Source organism: Halomonas sp. A29 (assembly GCF_046723295.1).
GTDB lineage: Bacteria > Pseudomonadota > Gammaproteobacteria > Pseudomonadales > Halomonadaceae > Halomonas.
This window is the reverse complement of record NZ_JAXQPR010000014.1, coordinates 1-21,519: the sequence shown is the minus strand read 5'-3', so window position 1 is coordinate 21,519 and position 21,519 is coordinate 1. Positions and strand designations below refer to the sequence as shown.

The 21,519-nt window shown below is 64.4% G+C and carries 21 protein-coding genes; 5 read left to right on the top strand and 16 right to left on the bottom strand.

The annotated features are described in order from the left end of the window. Positions 1–28: 28 nt before the first annotated feature. From panB to dksA, 8 genes are all read right to left on the bottom strand, one after another. On the bottom strand, positions 29–820 hold the full coding sequence (panB, locus tag SPH52_RS20585) for a 3-methyl-2-oxobutanoate hydroxymethyltransferase (RefSeq protein WP_411796911.1): 792 nt from the start codon (positions 818–820) through the stop codon (positions 29–31). Positions 821–929: 109 nt separating this feature from the next. After that, on the bottom strand, positions 930–1,433 hold the full coding sequence (gene folK / locus SPH52_RS20580) for a 2-amino-4-hydroxy-6-hydroxymethyldihydropteridine diphosphokinase (protein ID WP_411796910.1): 504 nt from the start codon (positions 1,431–1,433) through the stop codon (positions 930–932). Continuing rightward, entirely contained in the window at positions 1,430–2,830 is a 1,401-nt protein-coding gene (gene pcnB / locus SPH52_RS20575) for a polynucleotide adenylyltransferase PcnB (RefSeq protein WP_411796909.1), read from the bottom strand. Before pcnB ends, folK begins: the two co-directional genes overlap by 4 nt. 864 nt (positions 2,831–3,694) lie before the next feature. Next, a complete protein-coding gene (locus SPH52_RS20570; RefSeq protein WP_411796908.1) occupies positions 3,695–5,086 on the bottom strand; it encodes a sigma-54-dependent transcriptional regulator in 1,392 nt (463 codons plus the stop codon). After that, the gene (locus SPH52_RS20565; protein ID WP_411796907.1) at positions 5,064–8,021 is read right to left on the bottom strand and encodes an ATP-binding protein; all 2,958 of its coding nucleotides are present in this window, start codon (positions 8,019–8,021) and stop codon (positions 5,064–5,066) included. The genes SPH52_RS20570 and SPH52_RS20565 overlap by 23 nt, the downstream gene beginning before the upstream one ends. Beyond that, positions 8,011–8,187 carry a hypothetical protein gene (locus SPH52_RS20560; protein WP_197448823.1) on the bottom strand — a complete coding sequence of 59 codons (177 nt, stop codon included), beginning with the start codon at positions 8,185–8,187 and terminating at the stop codon, positions 8,011–8,013. Before SPH52_RS20560 ends, SPH52_RS20565 begins: the two co-directional genes overlap by 11 nt. Positions 8,188–8,196: 9 nt before the next feature. Then, entirely contained in the window at positions 8,197–9,075 is an 879-nt protein-coding gene (gluQRS, locus tag SPH52_RS20555) for a tRNA glutamyl-Q(34) synthetase GluQRS (protein WP_411796906.1), read from the bottom strand. Positions 9,076–9,163: 88 nt separating this feature from the next. Beyond that, positions 9,164–9,601 (bottom strand): RNA polymerase-binding protein DksA, encoded by a 438-nt coding sequence (gene dksA / locus SPH52_RS20550; protein WP_111415238.1) that lies wholly within the window; start codon positions 9,599–9,601, stop codon positions 9,164–9,166. Between the two features lie 226 nt (positions 9,602–9,827). Between dksA and SPH52_RS20545 the strand changes: the two genes are divergently transcribed. Together SPH52_RS20545 and sfsA are read left to right on the top strand one after the other, a co-directional pair. After that, complete coding sequence (locus SPH52_RS20545) at positions 9,828–10,988, top strand: aminotransferase class I/II-fold pyridoxal phosphate-dependent enzyme (protein ID WP_411796905.1); 1,161 nt, start codon at positions 9,828–9,830, stop codon at positions 10,986–10,988. 10 nt (positions 10,989–10,998) lie between these two features. Further along, positions 10,999–11,757, top strand: a complete 759-nt coding sequence (gene sfsA, locus SPH52_RS20540) for a DNA/RNA nuclease SfsA (protein ID WP_411796904.1) — start codon at positions 10,999–11,001, stop codon at positions 11,755–11,757. Here the strand turns inward: sfsA and SPH52_RS20535 are convergent. Genes SPH52_RS20535 through SPH52_RS20505 form a run of 7 tightly spaced genes read right to left on the bottom strand, consistent with a single transcriptional unit; the run spans position 11,716 to position 16,565 of the window. Then, positions 11,716–12,045: a Rieske (2Fe-2S) protein gene (locus SPH52_RS20535; protein ID WP_411796903.1), complete on the bottom strand. Its 330-nt coding sequence runs from the start codon at positions 12,043–12,045 to the stop codon at positions 11,716–11,718. The genes sfsA and SPH52_RS20535 overlap by 42 nt on opposite strands. Before the next feature lie 3 nt (positions 12,046–12,048). Continuing rightward, positions 12,049–12,510 carry a DUF4426 domain-containing protein gene (locus SPH52_RS20530; RefSeq protein ID WP_411796902.1) on the bottom strand — a complete coding sequence of 154 codons (462 nt, stop codon included), beginning with the start codon at positions 12,508–12,510 and terminating at the stop codon, positions 12,049–12,051. Next, entirely contained in the window at positions 12,504–13,130 is a 627-nt protein-coding gene (metW, locus tag SPH52_RS20525; RefSeq protein ID WP_411796970.1) for a methionine biosynthesis protein MetW, read from the bottom strand. The genes SPH52_RS20530 and metW overlap by 7 nt, the downstream gene beginning before the upstream one ends. Further along, positions 13,130–14,287 carry a homoserine O-succinyltransferase MetX gene (gene metX, locus SPH52_RS20520; protein ID WP_411796901.1) on the bottom strand — a complete coding sequence of 386 codons (1,158 nt, stop codon included), beginning with the start codon at positions 14,285–14,287 and terminating at the stop codon, positions 13,130–13,132. Before metX ends, metW begins: the two co-directional genes overlap by 1 nt. 31 nt (positions 14,288–14,318) lie before the next feature. Beyond that, complete coding sequence (locus SPH52_RS20515) at positions 14,319–14,909, bottom strand: YggT family protein (RefSeq protein WP_411796900.1); 591 nt, start codon at positions 14,907–14,909, stop codon at positions 14,319–14,321. A gap of 60 nt (positions 14,910–14,969) precedes the next feature. Beyond that, positions 14,970–15,794 (bottom strand): pyrroline-5-carboxylate reductase, encoded by an 825-nt coding sequence (gene proC / locus SPH52_RS20510; protein WP_411796899.1) that lies wholly within the window; start codon positions 15,792–15,794, stop codon positions 14,970–14,972. A gap of 60 nt (positions 15,795–15,854) precedes the next feature. Further along, on the bottom strand, positions 15,855–16,565 hold the full coding sequence (locus SPH52_RS20505; RefSeq protein ID WP_411796898.1) for a YggS family pyridoxal phosphate-dependent enzyme: 711 nt from the start codon (positions 16,563–16,565) through the stop codon (positions 15,855–15,857). A 78-nt stretch (positions 16,566–16,643) separates the two neighbouring features. On the opposite strand from SPH52_RS20505, the gene SPH52_RS20500 reads away from it, so the two are divergent. After that, positions 16,644–17,678 carry a type IV pilus twitching motility protein PilT gene (locus tag SPH52_RS20500; RefSeq protein ID WP_411796897.1) on the top strand — a complete coding sequence of 345 codons (1,035 nt, stop codon included), beginning with the start codon at positions 16,644–16,646 and terminating at the stop codon, positions 17,676–17,678. A gap of 28 nt (positions 17,679–17,706) precedes the next feature. Then, positions 17,707–18,849 carry a PilT/PilU family type 4a pilus ATPase gene (locus SPH52_RS20495; RefSeq protein ID WP_411796896.1) on the top strand — a complete coding sequence of 381 codons (1,143 nt, stop codon included), beginning with the start codon at positions 17,707–17,709 and terminating at the stop codon, positions 18,847–18,849. Positions 18,850–18,854: 5 nt separating this feature from the next. Here the strand turns inward: SPH52_RS20495 and SPH52_RS20490 are convergent, their stop codons facing one another. Beyond that, positions 18,855–19,985 (bottom strand): anhydro-N-acetylmuramic acid kinase, encoded by a 1,131-nt coding sequence (locus SPH52_RS20490; protein ID WP_411796895.1) that lies wholly within the window; start codon positions 19,983–19,985, stop codon positions 18,855–18,857. 112 nt (positions 19,986–20,097) lie between these two features. Between SPH52_RS20490 and tyrS the strand changes: the two genes are divergently transcribed. Beyond that, positions 20,098–21,297 (top strand): tyrosine--tRNA ligase, encoded by a 1,200-nt coding sequence (gene tyrS, locus SPH52_RS20485; RefSeq protein WP_411796894.1) that lies wholly within the window; start codon positions 20,098–20,100, stop codon positions 21,295–21,297. The last annotated feature ends 222 nt before the right edge of the window (positions 21,298–21,519 follow it).

Here is a 21,519-nt window from a genome sequence, read left to right as displayed (position 1 = left end):
ATTAGCCTCCGGGATGGAGCGAACGGAACTAGAAGCTGTGTTCCTCGGCCGGGAAGCGACGCGCTTTGACGTCTTCATGATAACGAAGGAACGCGCCGGCGATGTCGTCGGCCTCGGTCATGAAGTTCTTGACGAAGCGCGGGGTGCGGCCGTGCGTAACGCCGAGTACGTCGTGCATGACGAGGATCTGGCCGTCGGTGTCGGGGCCAGCACCGATACCGATGACCGGTACGTCGAGAGCTGCCGTGATCTCGCGACCGAGGCTTGCCGGTACGCACTCCAGCAGGATAACCGAAGCCCCGGCGTCGACCAGGGTGCGTGCATCTTCGAGGATCTGAGCGGCACGCTCCGCGTCGCGGCCCTGCACCTTGTAGCCGCCGAGCTGATAGACCGTCTGCGGTGTCAGGCCCAGGTGGGCACACACCGGTACGCCACGGCGGGTCAGTTCACGAATGCCTTCGGCCATCCACGCCTCGCCTTCCACCTTCACCAGCTCGGCACCAGCACGCATCAGCTCACCGGCATCGTTCAGCATGCGATCGGTGGTGGCATTGCTCATGAAAGGCAGGTCGGCCATGAGCAGGCTGGCACCCTTGGCACCTGCCACGCAGCGGGTGTGATAGCAGATATCATCGAGGGTCACCGGCAGGGTGCTGGCGTGACCCTGCAGCACCATGCCAAGAGAATCGCCGACCAGCAGCACCTCGATGCCCGCATTGGCGGCGGTGCGCGCGAAGGAGGCGTCATAGGCGGTCAGACAGCTGAAGGTTTCACTTGCGCGCTTGTAGGCCTGCAGCGTGCTTAGCGTGACGGTTTTCATGGCGTGCTCTCGTTATGTTTCGGGGCGCCTGGCTGGGAGCAGTGGTGCCAAGGCTGCGCCTGATTGTTACCAGAATGCAGAGGTCGTGTCGACTGGTAACACCTGCCCCTCAGTTTGCGTTGCCAGGTAACACTTCGACCTCTCCTGTCGTGGCAAGAGTTTCCGCCAGGTCGGCGATGCGGCGTCCGTTCGGCATCAGCAGCCGCGGCGCCAGCTCGGCGAGCGGCAGCAGAACGAAGGCGCGGGACTCCATTTCACGATGGGGTACCTGCAACCTTGGCAGCTTCAAGGTCTCGTTCCCGTACAGTAGCAGGTCGAGATCGAGGGTGCGGGGTCCCCAGTGGCGCTGGCGGATGCGTCGATGACGTTGCTCCAGTGCCTGTAATTGGTCGAGCAGGGCCAGCGGTGAGAGTCGCGTGCGCAGGTGGGCGACGGCATTGATGAAATCCGGCTGGTCCTGAGGACCGACCGGGCGGCTGGCATACAGCCGCGAGGCGGCCACACGCCGGGTCAGCGGCAGCGAATCGAGTTCATCCAGAGCACGGCGGACCTGAACGACGGGATCGGCGAGGTTGCTGCCGAGCCCGACATAGACATCGGCAAGAGGTGTCATGAAGGGTTGGGAGGGCCACGCCGCCGACGTTTACGGGGGCGGCGGCGACGCGTGTCGTTGCCGCTGGGACCGGTGTCGGCGCCGGCTTTCTCCAGCAGGCGGCGCTGCTCGTGCTCGTCGCCCTCCTGATAGGCCGTCCACCAGTCGCCGAGGCCGGACTCGATCTCGCCGGCCGCTTCGCGCAGCAGCAGGAAGTCATAGGCGGCACGAAAGCGGGGATGCTCGCGGGTCTGCAAGGCGCGCTTGCCGCGCCGCTGGGGTAGGCGTTGCTGTAGGTCCCAGATATCGCGCATCGGCATGCTGAAGCGCTTGGGAATCGAGATATGCTTCAGCTGGCGAGACAGGGCCTGCTGAGAGGCCAGCTGCAACGCCGGGATGGGCGGCATGTCATCGGTTTCCAGAACGGCCTGGCGGAGCTGTACAGGGCCCCACAGCAGGGCGGCGAAGAGGAAGGCTGGTGTAACCGGCTTCTCTTCCCGAATGCGCCTGTCGGTGCTGGCCAGGGCCTGCTCGATGAGCGGCTCTGCCCAGGGCAGCTCGGCCATGGCCTCGTCGGTCTCGGGGAAAAGCATGGCGAACAGGCCGTAATGGCGCAGCAGGCGGAAGGTTTCCACGCCGTTGCCGGCCATGAACAGCTTGAGCACTTCGTCGAACAGCCGAGCTGGCGGGATCTGCAGCAGCAGTGGCGCCAGTTCTTTGATCGGTGCCTCCGAGCTCGGCGCAATATGGAAGTCGAGCTTGGCCGCGAAGCGTATCGCGCGCAGCATGCGCACCGGATCCTCGCGGTAGCGAACGGCAGGGTCGCCGATCAGGCGCAGGGTATGCGACTCGATATCGCGCATGCCATCGGCAAAGTCGTGGATCGAGAAATCCGCGATGCTGTAGTAGATGGCGTTGACGGTGAAGTCACGGCGGATGGCATCTTCCTGAATGCTGCCCCAGACGTTGTCGCGCAGCAGCAGGCCATGCTCCGACTGCTGGGCGATCTGGTCGCCGTGATCGTCGTTATGGGTACCGCGGAAGGTCGTGACCTCGATCACTTCACGGCCGAAGCGCACATGCACGATGCGAAAGCGGCGGCCGATGATGCGTGAGTTGCGAAACAGTTCGCGCACCTGCTCCGGCGTGGCATCGGTGGCGACATCGAAATCCTTGGGCATCTTGCCCAGCAGCGAATCGCGAATGCAGCCGCCGACCAGATAGGCTTCGAACCCGGCATTGTGCAGGCGATAGAGTACCTTCAGTGCCGCTTCGCTGAAGTGCTGACGCGAAACGGGATGCTGATCGCGAGGAATGATTCGAGGGCCGGCCTGCCCTCCAGAAGCATCTTGGGGGCCGAAGAGTGTCCTGAGGTGTGTGCCAGGGCTCTGCAGAAAGCGGGTAAATCCTTTTAACATGCGGCGATTTCGACTCGCAGTGTGCGAAAGTTGTAGAGTGTAGCCGACCGCCGACACCTTGCAAAGCGGCGGGTGGATTCAGTGCACGGCCTTGGCAGGAGAGCGCATAGCAAACGCATAGCAAAAGAGGAGGCCGTTGGGCCTCCTCTGACAAGCTAAACGGTGCTGCGTCCTTGCGGCTGTTTCTTCTTCGTGATGGCGCATCGCCTTGAATACGCACCACAGTCACCAAGAATCACAGGTAAACAGTGTTGTTGTGATTGTTGACGTTCCTGGTTGCGACCGCCTCGTATTCAAAACAATAATCCAACCACGACGGCATAGGAGATATGCCTGCCTTCGGCTTGTTGATGTTGTTGCCGAAGGTGCGCTTTTGCGGCCGTTGTTCTTGTTTTGGGCCGGGGTTGGCGCGTCGCGTCCTGATGGATCCGGTGCTTCGCTCAGCTCTTGTTGTTGTTGGGCGAATAAAGCGAAGGGCGGCTCTCTCCGGGGCGTGTTGTTGTTGTTGCCCCTGGCCGCATCCTCTTCACAGCCTGCCATTGTTATTATTGGCGCAGGCCCCGCCTCCCCTATGCCTTGTTATTGTTGATGGCCAGGGTGGCAGCCGGATGTTGTTTTTCTTGCACTGAATATTGCACGGCACATGCCAAGGTGCTTTTTAGGTAATTTAAAACATAGGCTTACATGTATGCTCCCGATGGGCTCCTGCTCGGCATGGCTGATGTGTTACCCATGTTGCGCCATGTCGGGGCAAATTCTGGGTGGGAAGGTAACACCTGGTGCAATCGAGTCTGCATGGGTATGAAAAAGCGCCTTCGGTGAGCCGGCCGAGGCGCTTGAACGTTAGTCGTAGAAGGGGGCTCGTCAGGCGCTACTGCGCCGAGCCTGCTTCTTGCGTGGGATGCCCAGGCGTTGACGCCGCTCCCACAGGCATTTGCGGCTGATTCCCAGCTTCTGGGCGAGCTCTGTCTCGCTCATGTGATCCTGATGCTCCAGCACGAAGTGCTGAAAATAATCCTCCAGTGAAAGATCCTCTTCGGTCTCTTCTTCCACGTCCAACGGCTGGCTGGATATCGGCCTGGGCTCGACGATACTGCGAGGCTGGGGGGCGGAGCTCGGGTTCAAGCCCAGGTCGTCGGGGTGGATCAGGTGGCCTTCGGCGAGGATCACGCCGCGCTCGAGGGCGTTCTCCAGCTCCCGGACGTTGCCGGGCCAGGGGTAGTCGCGGATCTCGCGGTGCGCCGCCCGCGACAGGCGCAGTCCGTCGCGGCGGTGACGTCGGCAGGCCTTTTCCAGCAGCACTTCGGCGATCAGCAGGATATCGTCCTCGCGCTCGCGCAGCGGTGGCAGGTCGATCTGCATCACGTTGAGCCGGTAATAGAGGTCGAGGCGGAATTCGCCGGTCTTGGACAAGGCCCTCAGGTCGCGGTGGGTCGCGGCGATCAGGCGCACATCGACGTGGCGGGTCTCCACCGAGCCGATGCGGCGGATCTCGCCCTCCTGAAGCACGCGTAGCAGGCGGGCCTGGGCATCCAGCGGCAGCTCACCGATCTCGTCGAGGAACAGAGTGCCGCCGTCGGCGGCTTCCACCAGGCCGGTGCGGGCGGCGCTGGCGCCGGTGAAGGCCCCCTTCTCATGGCCGAACAGCTCCGATTCGATCAGTGTCTCGGGAATGGCGGCACAGTTGACGCAGATGAGCGGCGCGTGGATGCGCTGGCTCTGCTGGTGGATGGCTCGTGCCACCAGCTCCTTGCCGGTGCCGGATTCGCCCTGGATCAGCACGGTGACGTCGGCCGGGGCAGTCTTGCGGATGCGTGTGTAGACCGCCTGCATGGCGGGGCATTCGCCAATCATCTGCTGGCGCGAGCCGCCGGCATCGGTGATGTCGGGCGGCGGGGCACGGTGCGACGACTGCTGATGCAGCACGCGGGACACGGTCTCCAGCAGTTCGTCATGGTCGAAGGGCTTGGCCACGTAGTCCACCGCGCCCTGCTTCAGGGACTCCACCGCCGAGCGCATGCTGGCATAGCTGGTCATGATCAATACCGGCACCGGTGCGGCGTGTTCGATCAGATCGGTTCCGGGTTCGCCAGGCAGACGCAGATCGCTGATCACCAGGTCGAAGCCGCGGGGCTCCAGGGCCAGCGCCTCGTCCACGCAGCCGGCCTCGCTGATCTCATAACCGTGACGCTCCAGCAGCCTGCGTAATGCAGTGCGGATGATGGTTTCGTCTTCAACGATCAGAATCCGGCTCATTGGTATGTTCACCATCCTCTCGTTCGGTGGGCAGCCACAGGCAGATGCGGGTGCCGCGTTCCTGCCCTGGGGGCGGTGATTCGATCTCGATCTTGCCATGATGCTCGGCAATGATGCTGTAGACCAGCGGCAAGCCTAGCCCGGTGCCTTCGCCTGGCGGCTTGGTCGTGGTGAATGGCTCGAAGAGGTGCTCGCGAACCCGGTCGTCGAGCCCATGCCCCTCATCGGTAACGGTAACCTTCAGCATCTCGCCTTCCGGCTCGGCATCGACGACCACCTCGCTACCCGGCTCGCTGGCGTCGCGGGCATTGCTCAGCAGGTTGATCATCACCTGCTGCAGCCGCTGAGCGTCGCCGAGTACCGTCAACTCGGCGGGGCAACGATTGCGGTAACGGATATCCTCTCCTGAGCGCGCCAGTTGGATCAAGTGCAGGGCTTCCTCGACGATTTCGGCAATCGAAACCGGGGCCAGGATGGTGCCATTGACGTGACGACCGCCATGGGCGAAGCCGACCAGCGAGCTGACGATGCGTGAGATGCGGTCGGTCAACTGCTGGATCTGATGGGCGGTTTCCAGCACCTCGGGGTCATCGGTGTCATAGCGCAGGTTCTGGGCCAACGACGAGATGCCGGTCACCGGGTTGCCGATCTCGTGGGCCACGCCAGCGGCCAACTGGCCGATCGAGGCCAGTCGTGCGGCATGCACCAGTTCGTCTTCGAGCCACTTCATTTCACTGTGATCCTCGATCAGGATCACGGTGCCGCCACGAACGTCGTCGTCAGCCTGCAACTCGGCGCGGTGAAAGGTCAGGTAGCGCAGGCTGCCCTTGAGTTCGACCGGCTGCTTGTAGAGATGGTCGTTGGGCTCGACCAGGGCGCGTCCCAGCAGTTCGGCCCAGGGGGTCGGCAGGCCGTCGCGGCGTGCTCCCACGACGCCGCCCCCATCGATGCCGGAAAGCTCAGCCAAGGCATCGTTCCACATCAGCAGCTCATCATCGACGCCGAAGGCGCACAGCCCTACCGGCAGACGAGTGAGAATGCGGCGATGATAACGGCGCAGGCCGTCGAGCTCGCGAGCGAGCCCGGTGAGCCGCGAGCGGTAGGCCTCGAGCCGGCTCTCGACGAAGTGAATGTCGTCGGTGGGCTCCTGGCCGCTGCGCCGGTAGGGCAGGTAGCGGTCGACGATGTCCTGGGCCACCGAGGGGCCCATCAGTCCGGAAAGGTTGGCCTGGATGCGGTCACGCAGCCGGCGCAGGGCGTAGGGGCGGCCGTCAAGCGGCGACATACCAAGGTCGGTGAGCGCGCGTTCCACTTCGCGCTGTGCGACTTCCTCGCCCAGCGCTTGGGCCAGGGGCTGCTTGAACTCTTCGCCGGTAGTGGCGATCAGCGGCAGCCGTTTGGGCCTTATCACGGCATCCACCGAGCACGCTTCGGCGGCGGCGCGTTCGCCCTCGGAAGTGAGCGTAGCCAGCGAGACGATGATGAACACCAGCACGTTGAGCGCCAGCGATACCAGGGTCACCACGTACCAGTCGGGTTCGCCGGCGAGAAGCTCCAGGCCAGGCGGGATCAGGATCAGGGTGGGCAACCCCGTGAGCAGTGGCAGCCACAGTCCGGCGAGCCAGACCAGCACGCCCACGACCAGACCCGAGACCATGCCCTTGCGGTTGGCCCCTGGCCAGTAGAGCAGCGCCAGCAGCCCGGGAAGGCACTGGGCCATGCCGACGAAGGCCGCCAGTCCCAGTGTGGTCAGGTCATGGTGGACGCCCACCGTGCGATAGAACAGCCAACCGCCGAGAATCACCGTGCCCATCAGCGCCCGCCGCAGCCAGCGCAGCCAGCGGTAGAGGTTGGGCTGCGCCTCGGGCGGGTGGGCGACCAGCAGCACATGGTTGAGAATCATGCCCGACAGCGCCATGGCAATGATCACCATGGTGCCACTGGTTGCAGCCAGGCCGGCGAGGAAGGCCAGTGCCTGGACCCAGAACGACTCGGACAGGCCGAAGGCCAGGTAGGCGGCACCGATCGTCTCATGACTACCCAGCCGTTGACCTGCCCACAGGATCAGCGGCACCGGGATCGCCATCAGCAGCAGGAACAGTGGCAGCGACCAGCTCGCCTGCAGCAGGGTATGTCGCGACAGGGTCTCGGCAAAGGTGATGTGGAAAATGTGCGGCATCAACAGTGCCGTGGCGAAGAACAGCAACAGCAGCGTACGCCAGTGTGCGGCGTCCGGCTGCACCACGCTGGCCTGATAGGCCTGCCCTGGCCCATCCAGCCAGACTTGCAGGTCGGCGGGGCCTTCGAAGACGACGAACAGGGCAAAGGCGCCCAGCGCCAGCATGGCGACGAGCTTGACCACTGAGGTGAGCGCAATCACGGCCAGCAGGGTGTCATGTCGTGCGGTGCCCTTGCCATGGCGTGTGCCGAAGGTCATCGCGAAGAGCGCGATCAGGGCGCACAGGGCCAGGGCCAGCAGGGCCGGCGAGGCGGCGCCGGTCATCAAGTAGATGGCGTCGCCCAGGGTCTGGACCTGCAGCGCAAGCAAGGGCAGTACCGCCAGCAGGCTGATCGCGGTGATCAGGGTGCCGACCCAGCGCGAGCGGAAGCGGAAGGCGAACAGGTCGGCCAGCGAGGCCAACTGGTGAGTGCGAGCCATGCGCTGGATCGGCACCAGCAGTACCGGCGCCAACAGGAAGGCACCCGCCGCGCCCAGGTAGTAGGCAAGATAGCCATAGCCCGAGCTGGCAGCCAGCTCCAGGCTGCCATAGATCGCCCAGGCGCTGGCATAGACGCCGAGTGCCAGGGTGTAGACGGCAGGATGGCGCGTCACCCTGCGGCTGAGCCAGCCCCGCTCCACTGCCAGGGCGCAAAGGAACATCAGTAGCAGGTAGCCGGTGCCGAGGAGAAAAACGCTGGCAAGACTAGCGTTCATCGAGTTTCCTCTTCTGCTCCAGCCACAGCGTCAAGGCAATCAGCACGCCCCAGATGGCGAAGGGGCGATACCAGGCGACGCCCGGACTCGACCAGCCGCTCATCAGCAGCGGTGACAGCAGGTAGCCGCCAAAGACCAGAAACAGCATGATGCGATAGACGTACATTGGCGCTCCTCACTCCCTGCGGTGGGCCTCGGCGTGGATGCGCTGCGGCTCCCAGTTGCCGCTGGCCCATGCGAGCTGCTCCGCTACCGGCGCTGTGCCCAGCTCGGCGGGTGGCGTCTGGTCGAGTGCCACCAGAGCGCGATGGAGTAGTGGCCGCACAACATGATCTTCCAATGGCAACGCCGGGGCCAGATTCTGCTTGGATAGCTTCTGGCCGTCGCGGTTGACGATCAAGGGCAAATGCAGGTAGCGCGGCTCGGGCAATCCCAGCGCATGCTGCAACTGGCGCTGCCAGGGCGTGTTGTCGAGCAGGTCGAAGCCGCGGACCACGTCGCTGATGCCCTGGTCGGCATCGTCCACCACAACGGCGAGCTGATAGGCCCACAGGCCATCCTTGCGCTGGAGCACCACGTCGCCGAGGTCGGCCGGGTCGAAGCGCTGCACACCGAAAAGACGATCCTGCCATACCACCGGGCGCAGGCCGAGGTCGCTGCGCAGCCGCCAGGCCACGGGTTTTTCCGGCTCGCGCACGCCTTCGCGGCACCAACCGGGATAGACCGAGTGCTCGCGCCACTGCTTGCGCGAGCAGCTGCAGGGATAGGCCAGACCCAGCGCCTCGAGCTTCTCAAGCGCCGCGGCATAGGCTGCATCGCGGTCATGTTGCCACAGTACCGGGCCGTCCCAATGCAGGCCGAAGGCCTCGAGCTGGCGCAGAATGACATCGGCCGCGCCGGCGGGGCAGCGCGGCGGGTCGATGTCCTCGATGCGCAGCAGCCACTCGCCACCGGCCCGTCGCGCATCGAGAAAGCTGGCCAGGGCGGCAATCAGCGAGCCGAAGTGCAGCGGGCCGGAAGGCGTCGGGGCGAAACGGCCGCGATAGCCGGTCATGGCTGGCTCCTGACCGTGGGGGGCTGACATGCAAACGGGCACCCAGGGGTGCCCGTTGCGCAGAGAGCCGATGCTCAGCGAGTGGGCGTCAGCCGCCGAGCTGCTTTTCCTTGAGCTCGGCCAGGGTCTTGCAGTCGACGCACAAGGTGGCCGTGGGGCGAGCCTCCAGCCGGCGAATGCCGATCTCGACGCCGCAGGCTTCGCAGAAGCCATAGTCGTCCTCATCGATCTTCTCGAGCGTCTCGTTGATTTTCTTGAGCAGCTTGCGCTCGCGGTCGCGGGTGCGCAGCTCCAGGCTGAACCCCTCTTCCTGGGTGGCCCGATCCGCAGGGTCGGCGTAGTTGTTCGCCTCTTCCTGTAGGTGGCGCACCGTGCGATCCACTTCTTCCATGAGCTCCTGTTTCCAGCCCAGCAGGATCTGTCGGAAGTGCTCAAGCTGCTGCTCGTTCATGTACTCTTCACCCGGTGCCGCCTCGTACGGGGTGAATTTTTTGGGCGCTTCCGCTTTCTTGTCTGCTACTGGCATGGGACTGCCTCATTACTTGAGTGACTGCTGATCAATACCTGCGCCATCGTGCAAGGTATCTCACGCCAAAGGCATGCTTGTTTATCGGAATTCGGCAGATTTTGCAATACCCAACGAAAACGGCCGGGGCCTCCCCGAGGGGCGAAACGATGGTATGGTTTTTTGACCGCTGAAATGGAAAAAGTGCCCAATGGCGGTCATGTATCTAGCGTTCAGGAGCTCTGACATGTCGTGGAACCCACGCGTTGACCGCGTCGCCCCCTTTCGTGTGATGAGCTTGCTGGAGGCCGCCCAGGCACGCGAGGCGGCCGGCCACGACGTCATCCACCTTGAAGTGGGCGAGCCTGACTTCCCTACGCCGGAGCCGGTATTGACGGCCGGGCAGGCGGCGCTGGCGGCAGGCTACACGCGCTACAGCCCGGCCGCGGGGCTGCCGGCACTGCGTGAGGCAATCGCCTGCCACTACGGCGAGCACTTCGGCGCCGACGTCGACCCCCGGCGCGTCTTGGTCACGCCGGGGGCTTCCGGCGCGCTGCTGCTGGCCAGCCAGCTGTTGGTCGGCCCCGGTGACCGGGTCCTGATGGCCGACCCCAACTACCCCTGCAACCGGCACTTCATGGCCCTGGCCGGCGCCGAAGTGGACACCGTCCCTGTCGGCTTGGAGAGCGGCTGGCAGCTAGACGCCAATCTCGTCTCACGTCACTGGCGCGAGACCACTCGGCTGGCGATGCTGGCGACGCCTTCCAACCCCACCGGCCATATGCTTGATGCGGCACAATTAAAGAGTGTGGCCGATACGGTGGCAGCCAAGGGCGGTTATCTGCTGGTGGACGAAATCTACCAGGGGCTCAGCTATGACATTGAGCCGTTGTCGGTGGCCTCGCTTGCAAGCGAGGCCTTCGTGGTCAACAGCTTCTCCAAGTATTTCGGCATGACCGGCTGGCGCCTGGGCTGGCTGTTGGCACCGCAGGAGGCCGTGGAGCCGCTGACCCGGCTGGCGCAGAATGTCTTCCTCGCGGCACCGACGCCAGCCCAGCACGCGGCGCTGGCGGCTTTCACGCCCGAATGCAGAGGCCTGCTCGAGGAGCGTCGCCACGAACTGGGACGCCGTCGCGATGCGCTGCTGGCCGGGCTGGCTCGCTTGGGCCTGGTGCCGTCGCTGCCACCCCAGGGAGCCTTCTACCTGTGGCTTGACATCTCGCGCTACAGCCGCGACAGCCAGGCCTTTTGCCAGCGCCTGCTGGAGGAGGAGAACGTCGCCATCACGCCCGGGATCGACTTTGCCGTGAGCGGTGGAGAGCACCACGTGCGCATCGCCTTTACCACCGGCATCGCGCGTCTGGAGGAGGCGGTGAGCCGGCTCGAGCGTTTCCTGGCACGACTGTAGGGAGCAAGCCGTGAATTATCCTGTTCTGGTGCCTGGTGTGCTGCTGCGCCGCTACAAGCGCTTCCTGGCCGATATTCTTCTCGACGACGGCCGTGAAGTGGTGGCGCACTGCCCCAACACCGGCTCGATGCGGGCGGTGAACGTCCCCGGTTGCCGCGTGTGGCTGGCTCCGAGCGACAACCCGGCGCGCAAGCTGGCCTGGACCTGGGAGTTGATCGAGCTGACCCAGCCCGACGGCAGGGTGGCGCTGGCTTCGGTGCATACCGGACGCACCAACCGCATCGTCGAGGAGGCATTGGACGCCGGGCGTGTACCGTCGCTGGTCGGCTACGCCACGCTCAAGCGCGAGGCCAAGGTGGAGGGCGCGCGACTAGACTTTCGCCTCGACGATGCCGATAAGGGCACGGCCTACGTCGAGGTCAAGCAGGTGACGCTCAGGGAGTTGGACGGCCATGGCTACTTTCCCGATGCGGTGAGCGAGCGTGGGCGCAAGCACCTGCTGGCGCTGGCGGCCCTGGCGGAGCAAGGCCAGCGCTCGGTGCTGCTGTTCTGCGTGGCGCATACCGGCATTCGCGACGTGGCGCCGGCGGCGCATCTCGATCCGGCCTATGCCGCGACGCTCAAGGCGGTAGCCGAACGCGGGGTGGAAGTGGTGGCCCATGGCTGCGAGGTCGGCTGGCACGACGGGCAGCCGGTGTCGATCACGCTGGGAGGCCAGCTTGCGGTATCACTCACTCGCCAAGTAGATATTGCCCTCGGTGTCGATTGATATTGCCAGCGGCTCCAGGAAGCGCCCCTGACAGGGACCGAACACGCATTCGCCGCTTTCGGGCAGGAACAGTGCGCCGTGCATGCCGCACTGGATCAGCTCGCCACCCGGTTCGAGGAAGTGGCCATCCGGCAGGTTCAGCGGTACCCGCTGGTGCGGGCAGCGATTGACGAAAGCGCTGACCCGTCCGTGGACACGCACGAGGAAGGCGTTTCTGCCATCGGCTAGCTTAACGCCCCGTGAGGGGGCGTCATCGAAATCCTGCAGATGGGCGAGAATGGCGGGCACGGTTCAACGATCGATATGAAAGCGCTGGATGAAGTTCACCTCGGCCGGCTCACGGTTGCGGTCGTAGCGTACCTCGAGCGCGAAGTGCATCGGCTCGTCGTCACGAATGCGGAAGACCGCCACCTGGGACTGAGTGTTGCCCTCGCGCAGGGCGCGAAAGTCCAGCGGTGTCCGCTCGTTGCCCTGAACCTCGCCTACCGTGCCGCTGACCGGTGCATTGACCGGTCGCAGCTCGCCATCGACCTCCTCGAGCACGCTCACATTGAGCAGCGCCATGGCCGGACTGCGCTGGATGCCGTGGGCCTCGGCCACCGACGGGGGCAGAAAGCCAGTGCTCACGGCGCTGTAGTGGATTTGATAATTGCCGATCTGTTCAAACTGCTGGGCCTGGCCCGAAAGCGGCATCAGCCCCAGCAGCAGGGCAGCCGCTAGAGCACGTTGGAACAAGGGAATGCATGTCAGCATTGACGCTCTCCTTGACTAGGCTGCCGGTCCTGGCGCTCGACGCGAAAGATCGCGATCTCGCCGAACAGGTTGGGCCATAGCCGCGTGGCCCAGTGACCCTCGTGATCGCCGATTCCTACGGCCCGGTCGGTGATCCTGAGCCCCTTCTCACGACACAGGTGCTCGAAGTCGTTGAAGGTTGACAGGTGGATGTTGGGCGTATCGTACCAGGCGTGGGGCAACGACTTGGAGACCGGCATGTAGCCGCGAATGCCCAAGTGTACCCGATGCCGCCAGTAGGCGAAGTTGGGGAAGGTGATGATGCACTCCTTGGCGACACGCAGCATCTCGTCGAGCATGCGGTCGGGGCGGCGCAGCGCCTGGAGCGCCTGAGTCATGATCACCAGGTCGTAGGTATCATCCTCGAAATTGACCAGGCCCTCGTCGAGGTTCTGTTCGAGCACGCTGACCCCCTTGGCAATACAGGCGGTGATGCCGTCCGGGTCGATCTCCAGGCCGTAGCCGCTGACGCCCTTGTCGCGTGCCAGGGCCTCGAGCAGGGTACCGTCGCCACAGGCCAGATCGAGAATGTGGGCGCCCTCGGGTACCCAACGATGAATGAGCTCGAGATCGGCGCGCATCATGCGGTCTCCTCCAGGCCCAGCTCACGGGCGGCGCGCGCCATGAAGGCGGCGAACACCGCCTGGTAGCGCGGCTCCGGCAGCAGAAAGGCGTCGTGGCCGTGGGGCGAGTCGATGTTGACGTAGCTCACCGGCTTGCCGGCGCGGGTCAGGGCATTGGCCAGCTCGCGGGAGCGCGATGGAGGGAAGCGCCAGTCGCTGGTGAAGCTCACCACCAGGACGGGGCATTGGCAGGGCGCAACGGCGTCGGCCAGTACGCCCTCGTGCTCTGCGGCCGGGTCGAAATAGTCCAGCGCCTTGGTCATCAGCAAGTAAGTGTTGGCGTCGAAAGTCGTGGAGAAGGTGTCTCCCTGGTAGCGCAGGTAGGATTCGACCTGGAACTCGACGTCATAGCCGAAGTTGAGATCCTGGCTGCGCAGATCGCGGCCGAACTTGCTGCCCATGGCATCTTCCGAGAGATAGGTGATGTGCCCCACCATGCGCGCCAGCTTGAGGCCGCGGCGCGGGGCGGTACCATGCTCGGCATACCAGCCGTCGTTGAAATCGGGGTCGGAGCGGATCGCCTGGCGTGCCACTTCGTTGAAGGCGATGTTCTGTGCCGAGAGCTTGGGGGTGGCAGCGATGATCACGGCGTTGGCGACCCGCTCGGGGTAGTCCAGGGTCCACTGCAGCACCTGCATGCCGCCCAGGCTGCCACCGACCACCGCTGCGAAGCGCTCGATGCCCAGGCGCTCGGCCAGGCGTGCCTGGCTGTGCACCCAGTCGCTGACCGTGACCATGGGGAAGTCGGGCCCCCATTGGCGCCCGGTGGCGGGGTTCTCGCTGATCGGCCCGGTACTGCCGTGGCAGCCGCCCAGGTTGTTCAGCGATACCACGAAGAAGCGGTTGGTATCGATGGACTTGCCCGGGCCGATATGGGCGTCCCACCAGCCTGGCTTGCGCTCGTCGGCGTCATGATAGCCGGCGGCATGATGATGCCCCGACAGCGCGTGACAGATCAGCACCGCGTTGGAGCGCTCGGCGTTGAGTGAGCCATAGGTCTCGTAGACGAGATCGTAGGCTGGCAAGGTCCTGCCGCAGGCAAGGGCCAGGGGGTCGTCGAAGTGCGCCGTCTGCGGCGTCACCAGGCCGACCGAGTCATCGGGAAACTCGGGCATGTGTCGTTCTACGTCCTGTCGTTGGGGTCGCCTACAGGCCTACCAGGGCGCCGGCGATGCCGGCGGAACGAGTCAGTGCGCCGACCACGACACCATCGATGATGCTGATGGCGATGAAGACCACGATAGGTGACAGATCGATCATGCCCAACGGTGGGATGACCTTACGCACCGGTGCCATGATCGGCTCGACCAACTGCATGACCAGCAGGGCTCCGGGGTGGCTCGCGTTGGGGGCAACCCAGCTCAGGATGATCATCACGATCAGAGCGAAGAAATAGATCTTGAGAATGGCATTGGCAATGGCGGCCACGGCACCGATCGCCACCTGGGTGATCGGTGGCATGCCGATGCCGGCGATCTGCAGAATCGCCACGATGCTGACCGCCTTGAGCACGAAGGCCGCGGCCAGGGTCGCCAGGTCGAAGCGTCCCATCACCGGACCGAGGAAGCCCTGGAAGGGCCGCACCACCGGCTGGGTGATCTTCACTACCGACTGGCTGATGGGATTGTAGTAGTCGGCCTTGGATGCCTGCAGCAGGAAGCGCAGCATCATCAGGAACAGGTAAATATTGATCAGGGTGTTGACCAGCAGCAGGCCGGCATTTCCCATTTGGCCCATGTGGGCTCCTCCATGTCGTCAAGATCGCCGCTCCCGATGAACCGCGAGCGGCCTGAAAGGCTAACGCTTGCCGAGTTCCTCTGCCATCTCGCGAGCACGGGCGGCGCAGGCATCCATGGCCTCCGCCATCATGCTGCGCAGGCCGGCCTGCTCGAGATGTTCCACGGCGCGCTCGGTGGTGCCGCCGGGCGACATCACGTTGCGCTTCAGGCGATCCGGGGTCAGCTCGCTCTCTTGTGCCATGCGGGCCGCGCCCAGGGCCGTCTGTATCGCCAGGCGCCGCGCGGTTTCGGCCGGCAGGCCGAGCTTGACCCCGGCTTCCTCCATGGCCTCGAACATCAAGAAGAAGTAGGCCGGGCCACTGCCAGAGACGGCGGTGACCGCATCCAGCAGGCCTTCTTCTTCCACCCACTCGACCAGGCCCACGGCCTCGAGCAGCTCGGTGGCCTGGTCGCGCTGCTCGGCGCTGACCTCGGGCGTGGCGAACAGGCCGGCAGCGCCGCAACCCACCAGTGAAGGCGTGTTGGGCATACAGCGCACCAGTGGCAGGCCGCCGCCCATCCAGGCCTGCATCGACTCGGCGGTGAGTCCGGCGGCCACCGAGATGATCAATGGGCGCTGACGCTGCAGGGTATCGCGCAGCCCTTCGCAGACGTCGCGCATCACCTGGGGCTTAACTGCCAGCACCACGATATCGGCATCGCGCACGGCTGTGGCGTTGTCGGTATTGGTGCGAATACCGAAGCGCTCATGGATCGGTGCCAGGAAGGCATCGCTGGGCGAGGTGGCAGTGATGGCAGTGGCCGGATGGCCGTTGTCGATCATGCCGCCGATGATGGCGCTGGCCATGTTGCCGGCGCCAATGAAAGTGACTCTGCTGGCCATTGCGATCTGTCCTTTTGCTGTTATCGTGCGCCCGGCATTGGACCGGTGCGGATGCGCCGTTCAGTGATGCGAGGAGCTCCGTGCGCCAAAGATGGCCGTGCCCAGCCGCACCAGAGTGGCGCCCTCGAGCACGGCGGCTTCCAGATCGTCGCTCATCCCCATCGACAGGGTATCCAGTCGTGCCTCGGGGAAGCGCTGGCGCAGCGTCTCTAGGGCCTGGCGCAGTCGTGCCAGGGGCGCTCGCTGGCTTGCCAGGTCAGCGGCCGGGGCCGGAATGGCCATCAGCCCGCGCAGGCGTAGCCTGGGCATCGAGAGTACCGCTTTCGCTAGGTCTTCCAGCTCCTCGAAAGCGACACCCGACTTGCTGGCTTCGTCGCTGACGTTGACCTGCAGGCAGATCTCGAGCGGACCCAACCCTTCGGGGCGCTGGTCATTCAGGCGCCGGGCGATCTTCTCGCGATCGACGCTGTGTACCCAGTCGAAACTCTCTGCCACGGCGCGGGTCTTGTTGGCCTGCAGCGGGCCAATGAAGTGCCAGACGATATCGTCCAGGTCGGCAAGCTCGACCTGCTTCTCCAGCGCCTCCTGCACGTAGTTCTCGCCGAACTCGCGCTGGCCCAGCTGCCAGGCTTCACGGACCATACCGGCGGGCTTGGTCTTGCTGACCGCAAGCAGCCTGGCCGCATCGGCCGGTCGCCCAGCCGCCGCCAACGCCTCTGACAGACGCCTGCGGGCACTGGCCAGCGACTCGGAAAGCATGGTATCCGTCATCTCATCCACATGAAGTCCGTCATGTTCATAAGGTCTGTCATACTCGCAAGAACCTTAACCGGGGAGCAGGGGAATCGCATGGATATTACCGAACTGCTGGCATTCTCGGCAAAGCAGAACGCCTCCGACCTGCATTTGTCGGCCGGCCTGCCACCGATGATTCGGGTCGATGGCGACATCCGCCGTCTCAATGTGCCGGCCATGGAAGACCGTGAAGTCCGCAAGCTGATCTACGACATCATGGGCGACCGCCAGCGCCGTGACTACGAAGAGTTCTTCGAGACCGACTTCTCCTTCGAGGTCCCCGGTGTCGCGCGCTTCCGGGTCAACGCCTTCAATCAGGCCCGTGGGGCAGGCGCGGTATTTCGTACCATCCCCAGCGAAGTGCTCACCATGGAAGACCTGGAGCTGGGCGATGTCTTCCGCCGCCTGGCGCTGCTGCCGCGTGGCCTGGTGCTGGTCACCGGTCCCACCGGCTCGGGCAAGAGCACGACCCTGGCTGCCATGATCGACTATATCAACGATCACCGATACGACCATATTCTCACCATCGAGGACCCGGTAGAATTCGTGCATCGCAGCAAGCGCTGCCTGATCAATCAGCGCGAAGTGCACCGCGACACTCATGGCTTCGCCCAGGCGCTGCGCAGCGCCTTGCGCGAGGATCCCGACGTGATCATGGTCGGCGAGATGCGCGACCTCGAGACCATCCGTCTGGCGCTCACCGCGGCGGAAACCGGTCATCTGGTATTCGGCACCCTGCATACCACCTCGGCGGCCAAGACCATCGACCGTATCATCGACGTCTTCCCTGGCGAGGAGAAGGCCATGGTGCGTTCGATGCTCTCTGAGTCGCTGCAGGCGGTGATTTCCCAGACGCTGCTCAAGCGCCGCAGCGGCGGCCGCGTGGCGGCCCACGAGATCCTTGTCGCCAATGCAGCGGTGCGCAACCTCATTCGTGAAGACAAGGTGGCGCAGATCTACTCGGCTATCCAGACTGGTGGCAGCCAGGGTATGCAGACCCTCGACGCTGCCCTGGCCAAGCTGGTGGCCGAGAATGTGGTCAATCGCGATGAGGCCCAGGCCCGCGCCAAGAGTGCGCTGACCGGTTGAGCACCAAGCTATCGGAGAGGAGCGGGAGATGAAAGCACAAGAATGGTTGGAGCAGTTGCTCGATATCATGGCCCGCCAGGAGGCCTCGGACCTGCTGATCTCGGTGCAGGCGCCTCCCACGATCAAGACCGCCGGCAAGCTCACCGCTCTTGGCGATCAGCGTCTCTCGGTGGAACAGGTCCGCGAGCTGGTCAACGTGGCCTTGCCGGAGGGGCTCAGGGAGCGCTTTCAGCAGGAGCGCGAGGCCAACTTTGCGCTGAGCCTCTCCGGCCGTGGGCGCTTCCGGGTCAGTGCCTTTCAGCAGCGCAACCAGTGGGCCATGGTCATCCGCCGCATCGCCTACGAGATTCCTCATCTCGAGGAACTCTCGCTACCCCCGCAACTGGGCGAGCTGGCCAACATGAAGCGCGGCCTGGTGTTCGTGGTCGGCGGCACCGGCACCGGCAAGTCGACCACCCTTGCATCGATGATCCAGCAACGCAACGAGACCGTGGGTGGTCACATCATCAGCGTGGAGGATCCCATCGAGTACGTGCACCCGCACAAGAAGGCGATCATCAACCAGCGCGAGGTGGGCATCGATACCGAATCGTTCGAGGTAGCGCTGAAGAACACCCTGCGCCAGGCGCCGGACGTGATCCTGATCGGCGAGGTGCGCACCCGCGAAACCATGGAGCACGCCCTGACCTTCGCCGAGACGGGTCACCTGTGCCTGGCGACCCTGCACGCCAACAACGCCAACCAGGCATTGGACCGCATCATTCACTTCTTCCCCCATGAGCGGCACGAGCAGATCTGGCTCGATCTGTCGCTCAACCTGCATGCCATCGTTGCCCAGCAACTGTTGCCCACCCGTGACGGCGGGCGCTGCCCGGCCATCGAGATCCTGCTGCGCACGCCGCTGATCGCCGACCTCATTCGCAAGGGCGATGTGGGTGAGATCAAGAACGTCATGGCCCGCTCGCGCGACCAGGGCATGCAGACCTTCGACCAGGCACTGTTCGACCTCTACAAGGCGGGCAAGATCAGCGAGGAGGTGGCCATGGTGCACGCCGACTCGGCCAATGAGCTGCGCATGATGATCAAGTACGGCGACGAAAAGAGCGACGTGCTGGCCAAGGCTCAGAGTAGTGCCCAGCGGTTATCGCTACGCAACGACGACGACTTCTAGAGCGATCAGGGGGCATAGACGCCGCCGAGTACGCGTGGTCCGGCGGCGCCGGTGACGCTGGGTAGGTTGCCGGGCAGCCCCTCTAGACGGCGCCAGGCGAGCCAGGCGAAGGCACCGGCCTCCAGCCAATCGGCCGGCCAGCCCCAGTCGCTGCTGGGCACCAGGGCGGTCTCGGGCAGGTGGCGGGCCAGGCGGCCGAGCAGATCGTGATTGCGCGCACCGCCGCCACAGGGAATCAGCGCTGAGGCCGCTGGTGCGGCGGTGATTTCCCGCGCCATTTCGATACCCAGGGCGACGCTGGTGGCGGTCAGTTCCGCCAGGGTTGCCTGTACGTCAACGGGGTTCTCTTTGCCTCTCAGGTGGCCTTGGAGCCAGTCTAGGTGGAACAGCTCCCGGCCGGTGCTGCGTGGCGGTGGGCGATGAAAGAAAGGCTCGCTCAATAGGCGTTCCAGGAGCGCCTCATCTACCTGGCCCGATGCCGCCCAATCTCCGTTGGTGTCGAAACGCCCGCCACGATGACGGGCATGCCACGCATCGAGCAGGGCATTGGCAGGTCCGGTATCGAAGCCGATTACCGCGACTTCGCTTTCGGCTGGCGGCAGCAGCGTCAGGTTGGCAAAGCCGCCCAGGTTGAGCACCAGCTGCCACTGTCCCGTACGACGGAACAGCGCTTCGTGGAAGGCCGGTGCCAGGGGCGCGGCCTGACCGCCGGCGGCCAGGTCGCGCCGGCGGAAGTCCGCCACGACCTGGCACCCGGTCAGCTCGGCCAGCAGGCTGGGGTTATCGAGCTGAAGCGTATAGGCGGGGCCCTCGGCGTGACCCCAGGGAGCGTGCTCGATGGTCTGGCCGTGGCTGCCGATGGCGGTGACTTGCTCGGCAGCGATGCCTTTGGCTTCGAGCAACTGCAGGACGGCAGCGGCCTGCAGCCGGCTGAAGGCATCCTCGGCGCTGGCCAGTCCGGCGAAGGCAACTCGCTCGGCCTGGCAAAGTTGCAACAGCCGCTCATGCAGAGATTCGGGCATCGCTACCGCATGTGTGGCGAGCAGCCGCGGCGGGCTTGTTGCATCAATTTCCACTAAGGCGGCATCGATGCCATCCAGGCTGGTGCCGGACATCAAGCCCACGAACAGTGCCATCTTTTCTCTCCCTAACGTGGTCGCCCCGCGGGGCGTCAAGTCATGCTAACATCGTGCCCCATTTAATGGCCCCTGCCCGCACGGGCGAACAACGTATTTGGAGTGGGAGAAGATGAGTGATGTCGCAAGCGCACTGGCGCTGCTGAAGCGAGGCACCCAGGAGATTTTGCTGGAGGAGGAGCTGATCAAGAAGCTCGAGTCCGGCCGCAAGCTGCGCATCAAGGCGGGCTTCGACCCCACGGCTCCCGATCTCCATCTCGGCCATAGCGTTCTACTGACCAAGATGCGTCAGTTCCAGGATCTCGGTCACCAGATCATCTTCCTGATCGGCGACTTCACCGGACGTATCGGCGACCCCACCGGCAAGAACGTCACCCGCAAGCCGCTCACCGAGGACGAAGTGCGTGCCAACGCCCAGACCTACAAGGAGCAGGTGTTCAAGATCCTCGATCCAGAGAAGACCGAGGTGCGCTTCAACTCCGAATGGTTTGGCGAGCTAACCGCGGCCAAGATGATCGAGCTGGCGGCCCAGAGCACCGTGGCGCGCATGCTCGAGCGCGACGACTTCGACAAGCGCTACAAATCCGGTCAGCCGATCTCCATTCATGAGTTTCTCTACCCGCTGGTGCAGGGTTACGACTCCGTGGCCCTCGATGCCGACATCGAGATGGGAGGCACCGACCAGAAGTTCAACTTGTTGATGGGGCGTGAGATCCAGAAGCACTTCGGTATGGAGCCCCAGGTGGTCATTACCATGCCGCTGCTCGAAGGGCTCGACGGTGTGCAGAAGATGTCGAAGTCGCTGGGCAACTATGTTGGCGTCGACGAGGCGCCAGGCTCGATGTTCAACAAGCTCGTTTCCATTCCCGACAGCCTGATGTGGCGCTACTTCGAACTGCTTTCGCTGAAGTCGAACGAGGAGATCGAAGCGCTCAAGCGTGACGTCGAGACCGGAGCCAACCCGCGCGACATCAAGATGGTCCTGGCGCGTGAGCTGATCGGGCGTTATCACGGTGAAGAAGCCGCGGCCAGCGCACACAAGTCGGCTGGCAACCGCCTGGCCGATGGCGAGCTGCCCGAAGACCTGCCCGAGGTGGAAGTCGACTTCGAAGGCAGTACCCAGGCACCCATCGCGGCAGTGCTCAACCGGGCAGGCCTGGCCAACAACAGTGCCCAGGCCAAGGACATGCTCGGCAACGGTCGGGTCAAGGTCGACGGTGAAGTAGCGGCCAAGGATCTCATGCTCGATACCGGCGAAAGCTACGTGATCCAGGCAGGCAAGAAGCGCTATGCCCGGGTGACGCTACGCTGAGTCATTCCACTAGCTCCCAGAGCGACTGATGACAAGTCAGTTGCCCTGCCAACGCCCGCCGCGCGCGGGCGTTGTCGTCTCTGCCCCTCCTGTTTTCTATCCACAGGCCCTCGCCGTTCGGGCCTGTGGAGAACGCCGGTGGACAGCTTGCCTGCCTTGGCCCGTCACGGCCTCGTCACGTGCCTGAAACTTTTTTACAGGAAGGCCTTGCGGGGCATCCGA